This is a genomic window from Massilia sp. CT11-137 (assembly GCF_047302885.1).
Lineage (GTDB): Bacteria > Pseudomonadota > Gammaproteobacteria > Burkholderiales > Burkholderiaceae_D > Telluria > Telluria orientalis.
Genome location: NZ_JBKYMP010000002.1, coordinates 2402021 through 2418809 on the forward strand (window position 1 = coordinate 2402021; position 16789 = coordinate 2418809).

Genomic DNA, 16789 nt, shown 5'->3' on the forward strand with positions numbered 1-16789 from the left:
CGTGGACCGGACCGTACGCCCCCTCGTGTTCACGTGGCTCGCGCTGATGGCGCTGCTGGCCACGACGGCCACCTGCGCGCTGCTGCGCCTGGGCTGGCTGAACACGGCGATCAGCCTCGCAGTGGCGCTGGCGAAGGCATTGCTGGTGGCGTTCGTGTTCATGCGCCTGAAGCGCGCGCCCGCGCTGCTGCGGCTCGCGGCCGTCGCGGGCGCCGTCACGCTCGCGCTGCTGTTCGGGCTCGCGCTGACGGATTACACGACGCGCACGGCACTCAAGGCGCCGTGGCAACAGCCGGCGACGGTGGCGCCGCGGTTGGGGAGCCGGTAAGCGTTGTAAGTAAATTTCCGTATGGCAAATTTAGTTACCTTGAATTAAAATGACTGGTTGCCGCCATTCGCCCCGCTTCCACCGAATCCCGCCGTGTTGCCCCAAGATCCCCAACGTCCCAGCCTGACCATCGACTACCGCCGTGCCGAATTCGCGGACCGGGCCAGCGAGTCACGCTTCACGCGCCACTTCCTGCCCGAGCGGAACCGCCAGCTGAAGGCCAGCCTGCTGTTCGCGGCCGCGTTCTACGTCGCGTTCGCGGCCACCGACTTCGCCACCCTCGGCGCCACGGCGATCGCGTGGATGCTCATGGGCCTGCGCATCGTCGTGGCGCTCGTGGGCCTGGGCTGCTTCGCGGCCATCGTCCGCCGCCCGCAGTCGGTGCGGGTGTCGATCCGGGCCGCGTGTACGCTGCTCGTCGTCGCGCTGGCCGTGTTCATGGTCGTGTGCTGGTTCCAGCCGGAGGTGCTGGCGTGGAATGCGATGTCGCAGGCGCTGATCCTGATGGCGGTCTACGTCACGATCCCCAACCGTTTCATCTACGCGGTGGCGATCGGCGTCGGGTCGAGCATCGTGTTCGCCGCGCTGCTGGTCATCCAGGGCAATCTGCGGGCGGACGATCTCTTGACCCTCGTACTGCTGCTCGTGATGGGCAATGCGCTCGGCTATATCGCCGCGCGCCGCTTCCACGTCGCCCAGCGCGAACAGTTCCGCGCGTCGATCCAGCTGCAGCAGCTGGCCGACCGCGATCCGCTGACCGGCTGCTACAACCGCCGCTTCCTGCAAAAAGGCCTGTTGAACGCGGAGCTGGAGCGCACGAGGCGCTACGGCACGCCGCTGTCGGTGGTCCTGTGCGATCTCGACCATTTCAAGCGCATCAACGACACCTACGGCCACGCGGCCGGCGACCAGGTGCTGGCGGATTTCGCCGGCCTGCTGCTGTCGCTCACGCGCGACACGGTCGACAGCGTGGTCCGCTACGGCGGCGAGGAATTCCTGCTCGTACTGCCGCAGACGGACCTCGCGGGCGCGCAGACGCTCGCGGAACGCATCCGCGCGGCCTTCGCCGACGCGCCCGGCGCAACCGTCAAGGCGACGGCGAGCTTCGGCATCGCGTCCGTGCCCGCGCAGGCGCCGGTGCTGCCCGCGTCGTCCGAAGCGCTGATCGGCGCCGCGGATGCGCAACTGTATGCCGCCAAGCGGGGCGGGCGCAACAGGGTGTGCGCGACGCTCGCCGGACGGTGAATCAGCGGCCGCCCGCCGCGCGCACGCGGTACCAGGCGAGGCCGATCCACTCGTACGTCGCATACCACGACCGGCGCATGCCCTCGGCGCTGGGCACCCAGGCATGGATCGACAGCGGCTGGCGGCCGAAGAACATCGTGGGCGCGCTGACGACGTCCAGCCCGGCGCGCGCGAACACGGCGCTGGCGCGCGGCATGTGCATCGCGTCGGTGACGAGCAGGATCCGGTGGATGCCGTCCGCGCGCAGGATGGCGGCGCTGAAGGCCGCGTTCTCCGCCGTGTCGCCGGAGCGGCCCTCGAGCCACTTCACCGGCACGCCGAAATCTTCGCGCAGGGCGGCGGCCATGCTGTCGGCTTCCGAGCCGCCGGAGTTGCCCTTGTCGACGCCGCCGTTGCCGCCGCTGACGAGGATGGGCAGTCCCGTCTTGCGCTGCAGGTGCGCCCCGTAGCGCAGGCGCGCGAGGGCGATGTAGTCGGGGATGTCGCGGTCCCCGTATTCGGGGGCATGCCGCACGCGGCCGGCCGCCAGCACGACGATGGCCTGGGCGCCGGCGCGCTCGGGTTCCTGCAGCGGGGCCGTCAACCGCTCCAGCGGTGCGACGAGGAGAGTGGCGCCGCCCGTCGTCGACAGGAAGGCCAGCAGCGCGAACCCGGTGCCGGCGACGATGCGGCCGGCGCGCGGCCGGCGGCGCCACAGCACGAGGCCGATGACGATGACGAGGAACAGGCTGGCGGGCGGCAGGATCAGGCCGCGCGGGATCAGGTTGACGATGTCGAGCAGCGGTGCAAAGGTCATGGATCGTGGGCGTGGTGGTGGCGCCCGGAGTAGACCGCAGCCGGGCCGCCGCGTCAAGCGGCCCGTGACCGGCGGCTACGTCTTGCGCCGGCGCGCGGCGGTGGCACCCGCGCGGCCGAGGCCCGGCAGCGCCAGCGTGCCCGGTTCCGGCACCGGGTTGCCGGTGCCGTCGTCGACGAAGCGCGCGGTCCGGTAGCCCGCCGTCGGGAAACCGGCCCACGGGCTGCCGACGGTGATGTGCCCGTCATCACTCGTGCCCTGGCTTTTTGTCGTTGGAAGTCCATGACTGGCGATGAGCGTCGGCGTCGCCGGTCAGGTTTGTGGACAGTCGTCCATCCCAGGCCGCGATCAGGTCGCGGTACGCCGTCCCGACGGGCCGGATGCGGCGGTCCAGGTCGTACAGCCCGCGCGGATTGACGATGCCGCGGGCTTCGCGCAGTTCGATGTGCCAGTCGACCTGGTCGGTCAGCGAATACCACGTGAAGCCGACGACCCGCACGCCGCTCCGCATCAGGCCGCGCACGTGTGCCCACTGGCAGCGCAGCCACTCGCGCGCTTCGTCGCCGTGCGGACCCTGGTCGAGGTTCGTCTCCGTGTGCATCAGCGGCAGGCCGTAGCGCTGTGCGTATTCCTGCGCGATCATCGCGTACCCAAGTGTCTCGCCCGCATCGCGCGCCGTGCCGTCCGGTTCGACGTCGTGTTCGTTCGTCATGTAGTAATCGGTGCCGAGGATGCAGCGGTCGCGCAGCGCGTGGTCTTCGAAGAAGCGGCATTCGTCCGGCGTCATGCCGTGCGCCAGCACGAACTCGCGCTGTACCGGCTCGAGCGGGCGGCCGTAGTTGAAGTCGAGCGACAGGAAGCGCAGCCGGTTGCGCCGTTCGGCTTCCGCGACGGCGTCGGGATGCGTCGCGTGGAAGTATTCGCTCGATTCGCTCTGGATGAACACGGCGTCGGGGCGCAGCGTCACGATCTCGTGCATCGCCAGCACGTTGGCGCGGGCCAGGTGCTTCAGCGCCGTCACGTACGACCGGAAATCGCGTGCCTGTTCGTTCCACCACCCGAACAGCGCGGAAAATTTCGCGCACACGTACATCTCGTTGACGGGCGTGTACAGCCGGATCCACGGATAGCGCGTCGCGAAGGCCCGGGCATAGCCCTGGAACAGCGCCGGGAAATCCGGGTTCTGGAAGTTGCCGACCCAGTCCGGCACGCAGAAGTGGCACAGGTCGGCGACGGGGTCGATGCCGAGCCGCTGGAGTGTCCCGAACGCCTGGTCCGCGAATGCCCAGTCGTAGCGGTCCGGCCCCAGCCACGTGCGGTGCAGCGGCACGCCGTAGCGCAGGGTGCGGACGCCCAGGTGCGCCACCAGCGCGAAGTCCGTCTGCCACAGCCGGTAGTGGCCGCATTCTTCCATCTGGTCGCGGCGGATGCGGCCATTGGCTATCGTCGGCGCGCTGTTCTCGATTCCGGTGGCGAACATGAACGGCAGCATTCAGCGCCTCCCCAGCGGCGGCTGCGCGGTGACGACGCCCGGCTCGATGCGCTGCAGGTTGTCGAGGCCCGTGAGCAGCATGCAGTCCTGCAGTTCCTGTTCCAGCAGGGTGAGGGCGCACGCGACGCCTTCGCGCCCGCGCGCGGCCAGGCCGTACAGCCACGCGCGCCCGGACAGGCAGGCGTGGGCGCCGAGGCCGATCGCCTTGACGATGTCGCCGCCCGTGCGGATGCCGCCGTCGAACAGGACTTCGATGCGGCCGCCCACGGCATCGACGATTTCCGGCAGCACGGAGATCGACGACGGCGCGCCGTCCAGCTGGCGCCCGCCGTGGTTCGACACGATGATGGCGTCCGCGTCGATGTCGATGGCAGTGCGCGCGTCGTCCGGGTTCATCACGCCTTTCAGGATCAGCTTCCTCTGCCATTTCTCGCGCACCCAGCGCGCCGTGTTCACGTCGAACGAAGGATCGAACTGCTCCTCGATCCACTTCGACAGCGAGCCGATGGAGCCGGCCTCCTTGATCTCGTGCTCGAAATTGCCGAACGTATGGCGCTTGCTGCCCGCCATGTTCGCGAGCCAGCGCGGGTGGCCCACCATCTGCATGATGTTCGCCGGCGTCAGGCGCGGCGGCACCGCGAGGCCGTGCTTTTCGTCGGCCCAGCGCTTGCCCTGCGTGTGCAGGTCGATGGTCAGCACGAGCGCCGAGCAGTTTGCATCGTGGGCGCGGCGCATCAGGCTTTCGTTGACCTTGTGGTCCTTCATCAGGTACAGCTGGAACCAGAACGGTTTGTCGATCGCCTCCGCCACGTCCTCGATCGAATTGATGGAGCACGTCGACAGGCAGAACGGCACGCCGAAGTCCACCGCCGCGCGCGCCGCCTCGCATTCGCCGTTGGCCCACGTGAGGCCCGCGAGGCCCGTCGGGCCGAGGGCAAGCGGGATGCGCGCGGGGTCGCCCGCCATCGTGACGCCGGTGTCGCGGTGCGACACGTCGCGCAGGCTGTGCTGGCGCAGCGCGAGCGCGCGCATGTCGTCCAGGTTGCGCCGCACGGTCAGCTGCTGTTCGCTGCCGCCGTGGATGTAGTCGAACACGACGCCGGGCAGGCGCTCCCGCGCGAGGCATTCGAGGTCGAAGATGCTGGCTACCTTGCTCATGTCCGGTCCTTCCTACAATTCCCCGCGCGCCGCGAGCGCCCGGATGCGCGCGCCCATGCGGCAGGCGAGGGCCTGGATCGTCAGCGACGGGTTCACGCCGCCCGCCGTCGGGAACAGCGAGCCGTCGCAGATCCACAGGTTCGGCACGTCCCAGCTGCGGCCGTCCGCATCCACGACGCTCGTCTCCCGGTCGCTGCCCATCCGGCACGTGCCGAGGATGTGGCTCGTGTCGTCGCTCGTCCAGGCGTCCTTGCCGCCGGCCGCCGCCAGCATCTCGCCCATGAAGCGGCGCGCGTGGTCCTGCATGCGGCGGTCGTTGGCGGAATATTCGAACGTCACGTGCGCGACGGGCAGGCCGTGGCGGTCGCGCACATCCGCCAGCGCCACGCGGTTGCACGCGCGCGGCTCCGTCTCGGCGACCGCGACGAGGCCCGCCATGTGGTTGTAGTCCGCCATCTCGCGGCGCAGCGCCATGCCCCATAGATGCCGCTCCGTCACGAGCAGCTGGGCCCACGCGCGCGGCAGCGGGCCCTGGCTCATGAACGCATAGCCGCCATGGAAATCCTTGCCCGCGTCCGTGTAATTCCAGTGCTCGCACACGGCCATGTTGGGCGGGCCCTTGTACCAGCGGATGGCTTCGTCGAAGCGGGCCCACACGCCGGGGCCGGCGTGCGTCGTCAGGTGCGTGCCGACGAGGCCCGAGCCGTTCGCGAGGCCTTGCGGGAAGCGGCCGCACGCGGAATTCAGCAGCAGGCGCGGCGTCTCGATCGCATAGCCCGAGACGACGACGTTGCGCGCGCGCTGGAAGCGCCAGGCGTCGTTGCGGCGATAGTGCACGCCCGCCGCGCGGCCGTCTTCTCCCAGTTCGATGCGTCCGGCCATCGCGAGGTCGCGCACTTCCGCGCCCGCCGCCAGCGCGCGCGGGATCCACACGATCAGCGCGCTCTGCTTCGCATTCGTCGCGCAGCCGAAGTTGCAGAAGCCCCGGTACACGCACGGCGGCGACTTGCCGCGCGGTGCGGACACGGTCGCCAGCGGCACGGATGACCACCTGATGCCCATCTTTTCCGCGCCGCGCGCGAGCACGAGGCCCGCCGCGTTCATCTCGTGTTCGCGGTACGGGTAGCGGCGGCGCGGCGGACCCCACGGATAGTCGATCGGTCCGGACACGGCCAGCGCCCGCTCCGCCTCGTCGTAATAGGGCGCCAGTTCGTCGTACGTGATGGGCCAGTCGAAGCCGTAGCCCAGTTGGCTGCGCGAGCGGAACCACTCGGGCCGGAAGCGCAGCGAGATCATGCTGAAGTGGACGGTCGACCCGCCCACGCCCCAGCCGGAATTGTTCCCGCCGAGGGCCAGCGCATCGGCGCCGCCGGACAGGCGCTCTTCCAGCCAGTACAGCTGTTGCTGCGCTTCCTCGTCCGACGCGAAATCCTCCAGCGGGCGCCAGAACGGGCCCGCTTCCAGCACGACGACGGAGAAGCCGGCTTCCGCCAGCTTGCACGCGAGCGTGGCGCCGCCCGCGCCGGCGCCGACGATGGCGAAATCCACCACCTCGTCGTCGCCGTATTCGCGCATCGTCACCCAGCCTCCGCGCTCGAACACGTCGGGTGCGCGGCCGCCGCCTGTCCGTGACGCGGTCACCGCGCCTCCTTCGCTTCCCACGGGTCGCGGCTGTCGAACCCGAGGCGCACGTACCCGCGGGGGTTCGCCGGCCCGCCGAAGCCGATCTCGTTCCAGGCGAGGGGATGCGCGTAATAGAAGCCGGCCGCCGTCTTGAGCAGGTGATGGATGAAGAAGCGCCGCGCGTCGAGACCCTGCCAGCGGGGAGACATGGCGCGGCCGCCTTCGAGGGCATGCAGGAGCGCGTCCTGCGCGTCCGCATCGAGCCGGACGAACGGCCGGTCGTGCAGCCGGCGCGCCTCGTCGTCGACGGCGGCCAGGCCCTCGCGCCAGGCGGCGCGCAGCGGGGGCATGTCCGGATGGCGGTAGCCCTCGCCGCGGTCGTCGTGCAGCATGGCGTCGATCCACGGCGTGATCGGGATCGGTTGCGCGCGGTCGGGCTGGGGCAGCAGGCGCGCGTTGATCGCATCCAGCAGGTCCCACTCGTCCTGCGTCAGCCAGCGCCGCGGCGGCACGTCGTCCAGCCGGGCCGCGAGCGTGTTACGGGTGATGCCGTCGAACGACGGGCTGTCCCACCTGGCCAGCACGTCGTAGCCGGGAAAGCGCGGCGTGGGAGCGTCCTCGTTCATGGCCGCTCCTGCGCCGCACGCAGCGCCAGCGCGGCGCGGCCGGCGAGTGCGAGCGCGGAAAAGCTGGGCGGCGCCGGCAGCGGCGGGCCGGCAAGCAGGTTCTGGCTCCAGTTGCGCCAGCCGCCCATCTGCCTTGCGATGCCGCGGGCGTGGAAGGCCATCCCCAGCGCGCCCAGCCACGTGCACGCCTTCAGCAGCGCGTCCGTCAAGCGGCGCGGGCCTGGCCGGCCGGGCAGCGCCGCGCCGGCCAGCAGCACGGCCGCCGCGGGCGGCACGCTGACGGGCAGCCACATGGCGGGATGCTGGAACGCGCCCCGGAAGTGCAGCAGCGCCGCTTCCGCGCTCGTGCCGGTGAGGCCGAATGCGGCCAGGCCGCACAGCGCGCGTCCGGACGGCAGGCCGGCGAGCGTCGGCGCGCCGGCGGCGACGGGACGGGCGGCGAGGCCCAGCACGCCGGCCAGCGTGAGCGCGGCGGGCGCGCCGAGGGGCGCCGCATAGAACAGATTCGCCCACGACAGGCCGCCGGGCCGGCGCAGCACGTTGTACGCGTGGAAGCCGAGACCCGCCGTGCCGACGGCGCAGGCGGTCGCATACGGTGCGGACGAGGGCTTCGCGCGCAGCGCACAGCCCAGCACGACGGCCGCGCTGGCGAGCGGCGCGAACATGCCGGGGTTCTCGAAGCCGCCCCGGTAGTGTTCCAGCGCGCTGTCGCTCAGCACGGACGCGGCCAGCAGCGCGGCGGCCTGGTACAAGCGGTCGGCGGTCCGGTCAGGTGCGGGCGGCGGGGGCGCGGGCAGTCGCCGTCGCAGCAACAAAGCGCCCAGCGCCAGGCCGAGGGTGGCGGCGCCGAGCGCACGCGCCGTGGGGCGCGCGCGGGCGGGCGCCACCGTGTTCACCTCCTGTCTCCGGGGAGGAGGGTGCTGAGCACCTGCTTCGCCACGCCGGCCAGCATCGAGCCTTCGCTCGGGTCGCCCTTGGCGATCGTCGTCATGAAGTGCCTGGCCTGCTCCAGCGTGATGTGCGAGGGCAGCGGCGGCACTTCCGGGTCCGTCTTGAATTCGAGGACGACGGGACGGTCGGCCGCCAGCGCCTCGCGCCACGCTTCGCCCACCTGGTCGGGATCGTTGCAGAAGATGCCTTTCAGCCCGATCAATTCGCCGAAGCGGTGGTACGGGACGTCGGGGATCTGCTGCGTCGCCTCGAACTTCGGATTGCCTTCCATGACGCGCTGTTCCCACGTCACCTGGTTCAGGTCCTGGTTGTTGAAGACGCACACGATCCAGCGCGGGTCCTTCCACCGCTTCCAGTACTTGGCCACGGTGATCAGCTCCGCCATGTTATTCATCTGCATGGCGCCGTCGCCGACGAGCGCGATCACGGGGCGGTCCGGGTGCGCGAACTTGGCGGCGATCGCATACGGCACGGCCGCGCCCATCGACGCGAGGCCGCCGGACAGCGAATACATCTGGCCGCGCTGCACCTTCAGGTCGCGCGCATACCAGTTCGCGCAGGAGCCGGAATCGCTCGTGACGATCGCGTCGCGCGCCAGCAGCGGCGACAGCTCGTAGCACACGCGCTGCGGGTTGATCGGGTTCGCGGATGCCAGTGCCCGTTCTTCCAGCGTCTTGTACGATTCGCGCACTTCCTGTTCGATCTTCGCGCGCCAGTCGGTGTCGGTCTTGTCCTTCAGCAGCGGCAGCAGCAAACGCAGCGTTTCGGCGCTGTCGCCGTGCAGGTTGACCTCGGCCGGGAAGCGTATGCTCAGCATCGTTGGGTCGATGTCGATCTGCACCGCGCGCGCCTTGCCTTCCTTCGGCAGGAATTCCGCGTACGGAAAGCCCGTGCCGACCAGCAGCAGGGTGTCGCAGTCGTTCATCATCTCCCAGCTGGCCTTCGTGCCGAGGATGCCGATGGAGCCCGTCACCCACGGCAGGTGATCGGGCAGGGCGGCCTTGCCCAGCAGGGCCTTGGCGCAGCCGGCCTTCAGGCGCTCGGCCACGGCGATGACTTCGTCGGTCGCCCGCAGCGCGCCGGCGCCGACGAGGATCGCGACCTTGCTGCCCGCGTTCAGCACGTCGGCCGCGCGTACGAGATCGGCCTCGTACGGAACGACGCGCGGCTTCGTGTAGCCGATGCCGGAGAACACCGAGCCGTGCTTGCGCGGCGGGTCTTCGTACGGCTTTTCCTGCAGGTCGTTCGGCAGCACGAGGACGCTGACGCCGTTGCGGCCCAGCGCCGTGCGCATGGCGCGGTCGAGCAGGTGGCGCACCTGCGACGGCTGGCTCGCCTCGTACACGTAATCCGCCACGTCCTGGAACAGGCGGTCCAGGTTCAGCTCCTGCTGGTAGTGCGCGCCGCGCGCCGTCGTCGGCGCCTGGCCGCAGATGGCGAGTACCGGCACGTGGTCGCACTTGGCGTCGTACAGGCCCGTCACGAGGTGGGCCGCGCCGGGGCCGCCCGTCGACAGGCACACGCCCGGCTCGCCCGTGAACTTGGCGTGCGCGGCGGCCATGAACGCGGCCATTTCCTCGTGCCGCACCTGGATGAACTGGATCTTGCCTTGCGCGCGGTCCAGCGCGCCCAGCACGCCGTTGATGCCGTCGCCGGGATAGCCGAAGATGGTACGGACGCCCCATTCGTACAGGCGTTCGACGAAGAAGTCGCCTACGGATTTGCTCATGTCGTGTCCTCGTTAAGTGTTCAGTGTCTGCGCAGCTGCCTCAGGCCCAGTGCCACGCCGGCGGCGCCGATGCCGGCCAGCAGCCACGCGCGGTGCGTCGTCGCCCACAGCTGCATGCTGCGCGTGCTCGCGCCGTCGTCGAAGGTGCCGTGCGCGGCATACGGTCCGGGCACGGGCCGCCACAGGTTGTTCGGCCGGTCGGCCGGGATGGGCCGCGGGCCCTGCTGGCCCGCCACGCCCTTGCGGGCCAGGTACCGGTCGAGCAGGCGCGGGACGAATTTCTCGGCCATCACGGTGGACAAGGTCGGCGCGCCGACGCAGATCTCGGCCCGGCGCGCATGGGCCGCCCAGTAGATGGCGCGCGCGGCGACCTCGGGCTGGTAATACGTGCCGATCGGCTTCGGATGGTGCGTCAACGTGGTCTTGCACCACTCGAACTGCGGCGTGTTCACGCCCGGCATGTCGACCACGGCGACGTGGATGTCGCTCCGTTCATGCTCGAGTTCCGTGCGGATGGATTGGGTAAAACCCTTGATCGCGTGCTTGGCGCCGCAGTAGGGCGATTGCAGCGGGATCGAGCGGTACGCGAGCGCCGAGCTGACCTGCACGATGGTGCCCCGGTTGCGGGGCCGCATGCGTTTCAGCGCGGCCATCGTGCCCCACACGAAGCCGTGGTAGGTGACGTCGGTGACGCGGCGAAAGTCTTCCGGAGAAATATCTGCGAACGGCGCGAACACGGTCGCCATCGCATTGTTGATCCAGATGTCGATGGGGCCCAGTTCGGTCTCGGCCCGTTGGGCGGCGGCCTCGACCTGGGCGTGGTCCGCCATGTCGGCGGAGATCGCGATCGCTTGCGGCGAGCCGAGCCGTTCGGCTTCCGCACGCGCCGCTTCCAGGCGTTCCGGGTCGCGCGCGATCAGCGCGATGCGTGCGCCGGCGCGGGCGAATTGCTGTACCGCGGCGCGGCCGATCCCCGCGCTGGCACCCGTGACGACGACGACTTCGTGGCGTGCTTCCGGCATAACCGAGGCCCTCCGATGGTGCGATGCAGGGCAAGCTTAGCACCAACCGTCGATGAGCCTCGTCACGTTATGTTTGTGAAAAAGTTCTTGAACAAATGCACGTTCTACGGGGTTGCCGGACGGCTGCGCAACGTCACGACAGCACCCTTCAGCCCGGCACCGTCCGCGCGCACGGTGATCGTGCCGCCGGCACCCGCCCGGGTCCGCACGATGCCCAGCACGAGGCCGTTGAACGCGGCCCTGTCCTTCGCCTGGAACGATTCGAAGCTCGTCGCATCGCCGTTGTCGGTGGCGACGAGGTCCGCCGGTCCCTCGACGGTGAAGCGCACGCGGTCGTGCGCGCGCGGCGCGGGCAGCCCATCCTTGTCGACGATGCGCACGGTGACGAAGGCGAGATCGCGCCCGTCGCTGGCGAGCGCCGTGCGGTCGGCCTGCGCCTGCAGCGCGGCGGGAGCGCCGGCCGTCCTGACGGTTTCCTTCGCCCATTCCTTGCCGTTCTTGTACGCGACGACCGTGATCTCGCCCGGCTCGTACTTCACGGCATCCCAGCGCAGGCGGTAGGCGTACGGCGCCTTCTTCTGGCGGCCCTGCGACTTGCCGTTGACGAACAGCTCGGCCTCGTCGCCCGACGTGAACACGTGCACGGGCGTGACCTGGCCCACGCGCTCCGGCCACGTCCAGTGCGGCAGCACGTGGACCATCGGCAGGTCCGGGCGCCAGCGCGACTGGTACAGGTAATAGCGGTCCTTCGGGAAGCCGGCCAGGTCGACGATGCCGGAATACGAGCTGCGCGCGCCGTAATAGGGCGTCGGCTCGCCCAGGTAGTCGAAACCGGTCCAGACGAATTCGCCGGCCACGTACGGGTTGCGGTCGAGCTGCGCGAACACCTTGTCGGCGGACGCGCCGAAATCGACGGCGTACAGCTCGTAGCCGCTGACCTGCTGGCTGTGCGAGTCGCCGCCCCGGCCGTCGCGGACGATCGAGCTGTTCGACGGATGCACCGGGAACAAATAGACGCCGCGGCTGCTGAAGGCCGACGCGGATTCGGTGCTGAGGATCATCTTGTTCGGGAATGTCGCATGGAACAGCGGGTACTGCGGCGGCGTGCGGATCCGGTCGGTCCCTTCGAATTCCGGATCCTGGCGGATGCCTTCGCCCTGGTAATTCAGGCCGATGACGTCGACCTCCGCGGGCAGCGGCATGTCGGACTTGGCGTAGTTCATCGCGGTCGTCGTCGGCCGGGTCGGATCTTCCTCGCGGGCGATCCGGTGCAACTCGTGCGCCACGGCGGCGCCGGCCTTGTCGGTGTACTGCTCGCCGACCTCGTTGCCGATGCTCCAGATGATGATGGACGGGTGGTTGCGGTCGCGCCGGATCATCGCGCGCAGGTCCTGCTCGTGCCAGTCGGGGAAGACCAGGTGGAAGTCCAGCGGCGTCTTCTTGCGCTCCCACGAATCGAACACTTCGTCCATCACGAGGAAGCCCATGCGGTCCGCCAGGTCCAGCAACTGCGGGTCGGGCGGATTGTGGCTCAGGCGGACGGCGTTGGCGCCCATCGCGCGCATGATCTCCAGCTGGCGCTCGGCCGCGCGCACGTTGAACGCGGCGCCCAGCGCGCCCAGATCGTGGTGGTTGTTCACGCCGCGCAAGGGGATGTGCTCGCCGTTGACGAGGAGTCCCCGGTTCGGATCGAAGCGCACGGTGCGGATGCCGAACGGTGTCTCGGTGCGGTCGACGACACGGCCGTCCTGGCGCACGGTCGCCACCAGCGCGTAGCGGTGCGGCACCTGCGTGGGCGGCGGGCCCCACAGGCGCGGCTTGCTCACGGTCGTCGAGCCGCTGACGCTGCCGCTCGTGCCGGCGGCGATGGTCGTCGGTGCCGCTACGGCGGTCGCCACTGGCTTGCCCGCGATGCGTCCGCGTTCGTCCAATGCGTACAGCTCCGTCGTCACCGTGGCGTCGACCGATGCGGCGCCCTCGTTGTCGAGCGCCACCCGCCACGCGACGCGCGCCGCTTCGGCCGACACGTCCGGCGTCGTCACGGTCACGCCCCACTGGCCCACGTGCACGGGCGCCGTCTTCGTCAGCCAGACGTTGCGGTACAGGCCCGCGCCCGGATACCAGCGCGCCGATTCGGGCGGGTTGTCGAGCCGGATCGCGAGCTGGTTCGCGCCGCCCGGCCGCAGCCACGGCGTCAGGTCGATGCGGAACGAGTTGTAGCCATAGGGCCAGCCGCCCGCGAGGTGGCCGTTGACCCACACGCTCGCGTACGACATGGCGCCGTCGACGTCGAGGAAGATCTTCTTGCCGCGGTCGGCGGCGGGAATGTCCAGTTTGCGCCGGTACCAGGCCGGACCCCACGTCTTGAGGCGGCCCATGCCGCCATACGGGCCCGTCGTCAGGAACGGGCCTTCGATGGCCCAGTCGTGCGGCAGGGTGATGGGGCGCCAGCCGCTGTCGTCGAATGCCAGTTTGGCGAACGGTGCGTCGACGGCCGGTTCCGTTGCCGGACGCCGGTAGCGGCGGGCCGGATCGCGGATGAATGCATTGCCGCTCGGGAGGATCCAGGGCTTCAGCACGGGCGTGTCCGCGTGCGCGACGCGGGCCGCTTCCTCGGGCCGGGCGTCGGCCACCTTGCCGTCCGCCGACGCGGTCACTTCCGGCCGGACGTCGTACAGGTACGGCGCGGAGCCGCCGTCCGGGTCGCCGGCGTGGAAACGCCAGCCATCGTCCAGCAGGATGCGCTGGCGCGGCGCGAGGCGCTCGGCCGCCTGGGCCGGGACGGCGAGCGGCGACATGGCGGGAAGCAGGGTGGCGGCAAGGGTGATGCCGAGCGTGGATACGAGCCGGCGTGCGGCCTTGCGATGCGTGTGTTGCACAGTCTCCTCCTGGTAGGCAGCTGCGCAGCTTGTTATAACATTTAAAATGGTAGCGCAACCATTCGAAGTGTATGCGTGAAGGTCCGGCTGGTCAAATGCAAATGATCAATTTTTTGATTGTTTCGCCGGCGGCGCCGCACTACCATGTCCGCCCATGCGCCGCCTCGCCCTCATCCTGACTTTTACCGCCAGCTTCGTTCGCGCCCAGCCGTTCGAGCTCAACGACACCACCATCGTCCACGCCGGCCAGCCCACGATGCGGCTCGCCGCCGGCATGCTCGCGCGCGACCTCGAACGCGTGAGCGGCACGGCGCCGGCGCTGGCCACGCGATTGCAGGATTGTCCGCGCCGCTGCGTCGTCGTGGGCACGGCGGATTCGGCTCTCGTGCAGGAGGCGGCGCGGGCGCTGGGCGCGGACCTCGCGCCGCTGGCCGGCCAGTCCGAGCGCTACCTGCGCGTGGCGGGCGAGGCGGGCGGCCGCGCGCTGCTGCTGGTGGCGGGATCGGACCGGCGCGGCGCGGTGTACGGCGTCGTCGACCTGTCGCGCGAGCTGGGCGTTTCGGCGTGGGAATGGTGGGCCGACGTCGCGCCGGCGCACCTGGACCGCCCGGCCGTCGACGGCGCGCCGCGTCTGTCGCACGCGCCGGCGGTGGCGTACCGCGGCATCTTCATCAACGACGAGGACTGGGGGCTGCAGCCGTGGGCGGCCAAAACGTTCGATCCGGCGCACGACATCGGTCCGGCGACGTACGCGCGCGTGTTCGAGCTGCTGTGGCGCCTGAAGGCGAACCTCGTGTGGCCCGCGATGCACGAATCGACGCGGCCGTTCTACGAGGTCGCGGGCAATGCACGGACGGCCGACGATTACGCGATCATCGTCGGCACGTCGCATGCGGAGCCGATGATGCGCAATAACGTGCGCGAATGGAACGGCGGCCCGTTCGACTGGTTCCGCAACCGCGACCGCCTCGTCGACTACTGGCGCACGCGCATCGACGAAGTCAAAGGCATGGAGACGATGACGTCGCTGGGCCTGCGCGGCGTGCACGATTCCGCGATGGAGGGCGCGGCCAGTCCCGAACAGGCGCGCGACACGTTGCAGGACGTGTTCAAGGTCCAGCGCGCGATGCTGGGCGAAGCGCAGGGCAAGCCGCCCGCGCGCATCCCGCAAGCCTTCACGATGTACAAGGAAGTGCTGGATTACTGGAACCTCGGCCTCGCCGTGCCCGACGACGTGACGCTCGTGTGGCCGGACGATAACTACGGCTATCTCGCGCAACTGGGCACGGACAGGGAGGGCCGGCGGGCGGGCGGGCAGGGCATCTATTACCACGTGTCGTACTGGGGCCGGCCGCACGACTACCTGTGGCTGGCCACGACGCATCCATCCCTGATCCGCGACCAGCTGGAGCGCGCGTGGGCGACCGGTGCGCGCCGCCTGTGGGTGCTGAACGTGGGCGACATCAAGCCGGCCGAATACCTCACGCAGTACTTCCTCGATGCCGCGTTCGACGCCGACGTCCTGCAGCGGGATCCCGCGCGCCACCTGGAGGCGTGGGCCGCCGCGCAGTTCGGACGCGTTCACGCCGCGGAAGCGGCGGCCATCCTGCGCGAGTACTACCGCCTCGCGTGGGAACGCCGTCCCGAATTCATGGGCTGGAGCCAGACGGAACCCACGCGTCCCGTGCGCACCACGGCCTATGTGCGCACGGGCGGCGACGAAGCGGAGCGGCGGCTCGCGGACTACCGCGCGCTGACGGCGCGGGCCGAAGCGCTGGCCGCGCGCATCCCGGCGCCGCTGCGCGACGCGTACTTCGAACTGGTGTTGTACCCGGTGCGGTCGAGCGCGAACCTGAACACGCGCATACTGAAACTGGACCTCGCGGCGGAATACGCGCGCCAGCAGCGGCCGTCCAGCAACCTGTATGCGCGCCAGGCAAAGGCGGCGCACGCGGCGCTCGTCGCCGACGCGGCCGCGTACAACGGCCTCGCGGGCGGCAAGTGGCGCGGCATCATGGACATCGCGCCGCGCCGCCTGCCCGTGTTCGCGGAGCCCGAGTATCCGACGTGGAGCGTATCGGCCCGGCGCGGCTGCGGCATCGTCTACCCGGCACCGTTTGCCGTCGACGGCGACCGGCTCGTGCTGCGCCGCGGCCAGCCCGCCACGCGCACCGTGACGCTGGTGAGCTACGGCGGACAGGACGCGCGCTGGTCCGTGCGGGCCGGCGCCCGCGCCGTGCAGGCGGATCCGAATGGCGGTACGCTGGATGGCGCGCACGGCCACGAGCAGCGCATTACGCTGCGCTACGACGGCGGCGCCGACCCGGCCCTGTCGTTGCAATGCGGAGAGCAGGCCGTGAACGTGCGCTTCGGGGAAGGCGGCATCGTCGTGCTGCGCGCCGGCAGCGCCGCGGCCACGCGCGACTGGACGCCGCAGCCGGGCCTCGGCACGTCCGGCGGCGCGATGCGCGCGCGGCTCGACCTGCCGTCGCGCGCGGTCGGCGATCTCGCGGCCAGCGCGCCACTGGTGTATCGATTCGCGACGGCGGACGCCGGCGACATGCAGATCAGGCTCGTCGCCGTGCCCGAGCATCCGCTGACGGCGGCGCACCGCGTGCGCTTCGCCGTGAGCCTCGACGGCGGCGCGCCGGAAGTGGTCGACATCACGACCGTCGGCCGCAGCGAGCAATGGAAGGAAGACGTGCTGTCCAACATGGCGGTGCGCGCGTGGCGCGTGGGGCGCCTGGCGCCCGGCATGCATACGCTGGCGGTGCACGCGCTCGACCCCGGCGTCGTGCTGGACCGGATCGACGTCGTGCCGGACGGCGCGCCGGATTACTACGGCATGCCGCCGCTGGATTGAATGTTGCTTGGAATTTTAGGCAAGACTTTCGGAAAATCGCCTATTCAATCGTACCCGTCCAGCATCTAGAATCATCC

At 70.2% G+C, this 16789-nt stretch carries 13 protein-coding genes; 3 read left to right on the forward strand and 10 right to left on the reverse strand.

What is annotated here, in order from left to right; translation table 11 throughout:
• Position 1: 1 nt before the first annotated feature.
• Both ACEN98_RS27450 and ACEN98_RS27455 read left to right on the forward strand, forming a co-directional pair.
• Positions 2 to 328 carry a cytochrome C oxidase subunit IV family protein gene (locus ACEN98_RS27450; RefSeq protein ID WP_413388057.1) on the forward strand — a complete coding sequence of 109 codons (327 nt, stop codon included), beginning with the start codon at positions 2 to 4 and terminating at the stop codon, positions 326 to 328.
• Between the two features lie 93 nt (positions 329 to 421).
• Complete coding sequence (locus ACEN98_RS27455) at positions 422 to 1573, forward strand: diguanylate cyclase (RefSeq protein ID WP_413388058.1); 1152 nt, start codon at positions 422 to 424, stop codon at positions 1571 to 1573.
• 1 nt (position 1574) lies between these two features.
• Here ACEN98_RS27455 and ACEN98_RS27460 read toward each other — a convergent pair whose 3' ends face one another.
• The 10 genes from ACEN98_RS27460 to galB all read right to left on the reverse strand — a co-directional run bounded on the left by ACEN98_RS27460 (position 1575) and on the right by galB (position 13849).
• Positions 1575 to 2369: a YdcF family protein gene (locus tag ACEN98_RS27460; RefSeq protein WP_413388059.1), complete on the reverse strand. Its 795-nt coding sequence runs from the start codon at positions 2367 to 2369 to the stop codon at positions 1575 to 1577.
• A 75-nt stretch (positions 2370 to 2444) separates the two neighbouring features.
• Positions 2445 to 2522: a PEP-CTERM sorting domain-containing protein gene (locus ACEN98_RS27465; protein WP_413389101.1), complete on the reverse strand. Its 78-nt coding sequence runs from the start codon at positions 2520 to 2522 to the stop codon at positions 2445 to 2447.
• 94 nt (positions 2523 to 2616) lie between these two features.
• Entirely contained in the window at positions 2617 to 3861 is a 1245-nt protein-coding gene (locus tag ACEN98_RS27470) for a family 1 glycosylhydrolase (protein WP_413388060.1), read from the reverse strand.
• Entirely contained in the window at positions 3862 to 5019 is a 1158-nt protein-coding gene (locus tag ACEN98_RS27475; RefSeq protein ID WP_413388061.1) for an L-lactate dehydrogenase, read from the reverse strand.
• Positions 5020 to 5031: 12 nt separating this feature from the next.
• Positions 5032 to 6660: a GMC family oxidoreductase gene (locus ACEN98_RS27480; RefSeq protein WP_413388062.1), complete on the reverse strand. Its 1629-nt coding sequence runs from the start codon at positions 6658 to 6660 to the stop codon at positions 5032 to 5034.
• A complete protein-coding gene (locus ACEN98_RS27485) occupies positions 6657 to 7268 on the reverse strand; it encodes a gluconate 2-dehydrogenase subunit 3 family protein (RefSeq protein WP_413388063.1) in 612 nt (203 codons plus the stop codon). Before ACEN98_RS27485 ends, ACEN98_RS27480 begins: the two co-directional genes overlap by 4 nt.
• The gene (locus ACEN98_RS27490; protein ID WP_413389102.1) at positions 7265 to 8065 is read right to left on the reverse strand and encodes a hypothetical protein; all 801 of its coding nucleotides are present in this window, start codon (positions 8063 to 8065) and stop codon (positions 7265 to 7267) included. Before ACEN98_RS27490 ends, ACEN98_RS27485 begins: the two co-directional genes overlap by 4 nt.
• A 95-nt stretch (positions 8066 to 8160) precedes the next feature.
• Positions 8161 to 9948 (reverse strand): thiamine pyrophosphate-requiring protein, encoded by a 1788-nt coding sequence (locus tag ACEN98_RS27495; protein WP_413388064.1) that lies wholly within the window; start codon positions 9946 to 9948, stop codon positions 8161 to 8163.
• A 20-nt stretch (positions 9949 to 9968) separates the two neighbouring features.
• Positions 9969 to 10970 carry an SDR family oxidoreductase gene (locus ACEN98_RS27500; protein WP_413388065.1) on the reverse strand — a complete coding sequence of 334 codons (1002 nt, stop codon included), beginning with the start codon at positions 10968 to 10970 and terminating at the stop codon, positions 9969 to 9971.
• Positions 10971 to 11074: 104 nt separating this feature from the next.
• Positions 11075 to 13849, reverse strand: coding sequence for a beta-galactosidase GalB (gene galB / locus ACEN98_RS27505; RefSeq protein WP_413388066.1), 2775 nt, complete (start codon positions 13847 to 13849; stop codon positions 11075 to 11077).
• A gap of 154 nt (positions 13850 to 14003) precedes the next feature.
• On the opposite strand from galB, the gene ACEN98_RS27510 reads away from it, so the two are divergent.
• A complete protein-coding gene (locus ACEN98_RS27510; protein WP_413388067.1) occupies positions 14004 to 16712 on the forward strand; it encodes a glycosyl hydrolase 115 family protein in 2709 nt (902 codons plus the stop codon).
• The last annotated feature ends 77 nt before the right edge of the window (positions 16713 to 16789 follow it).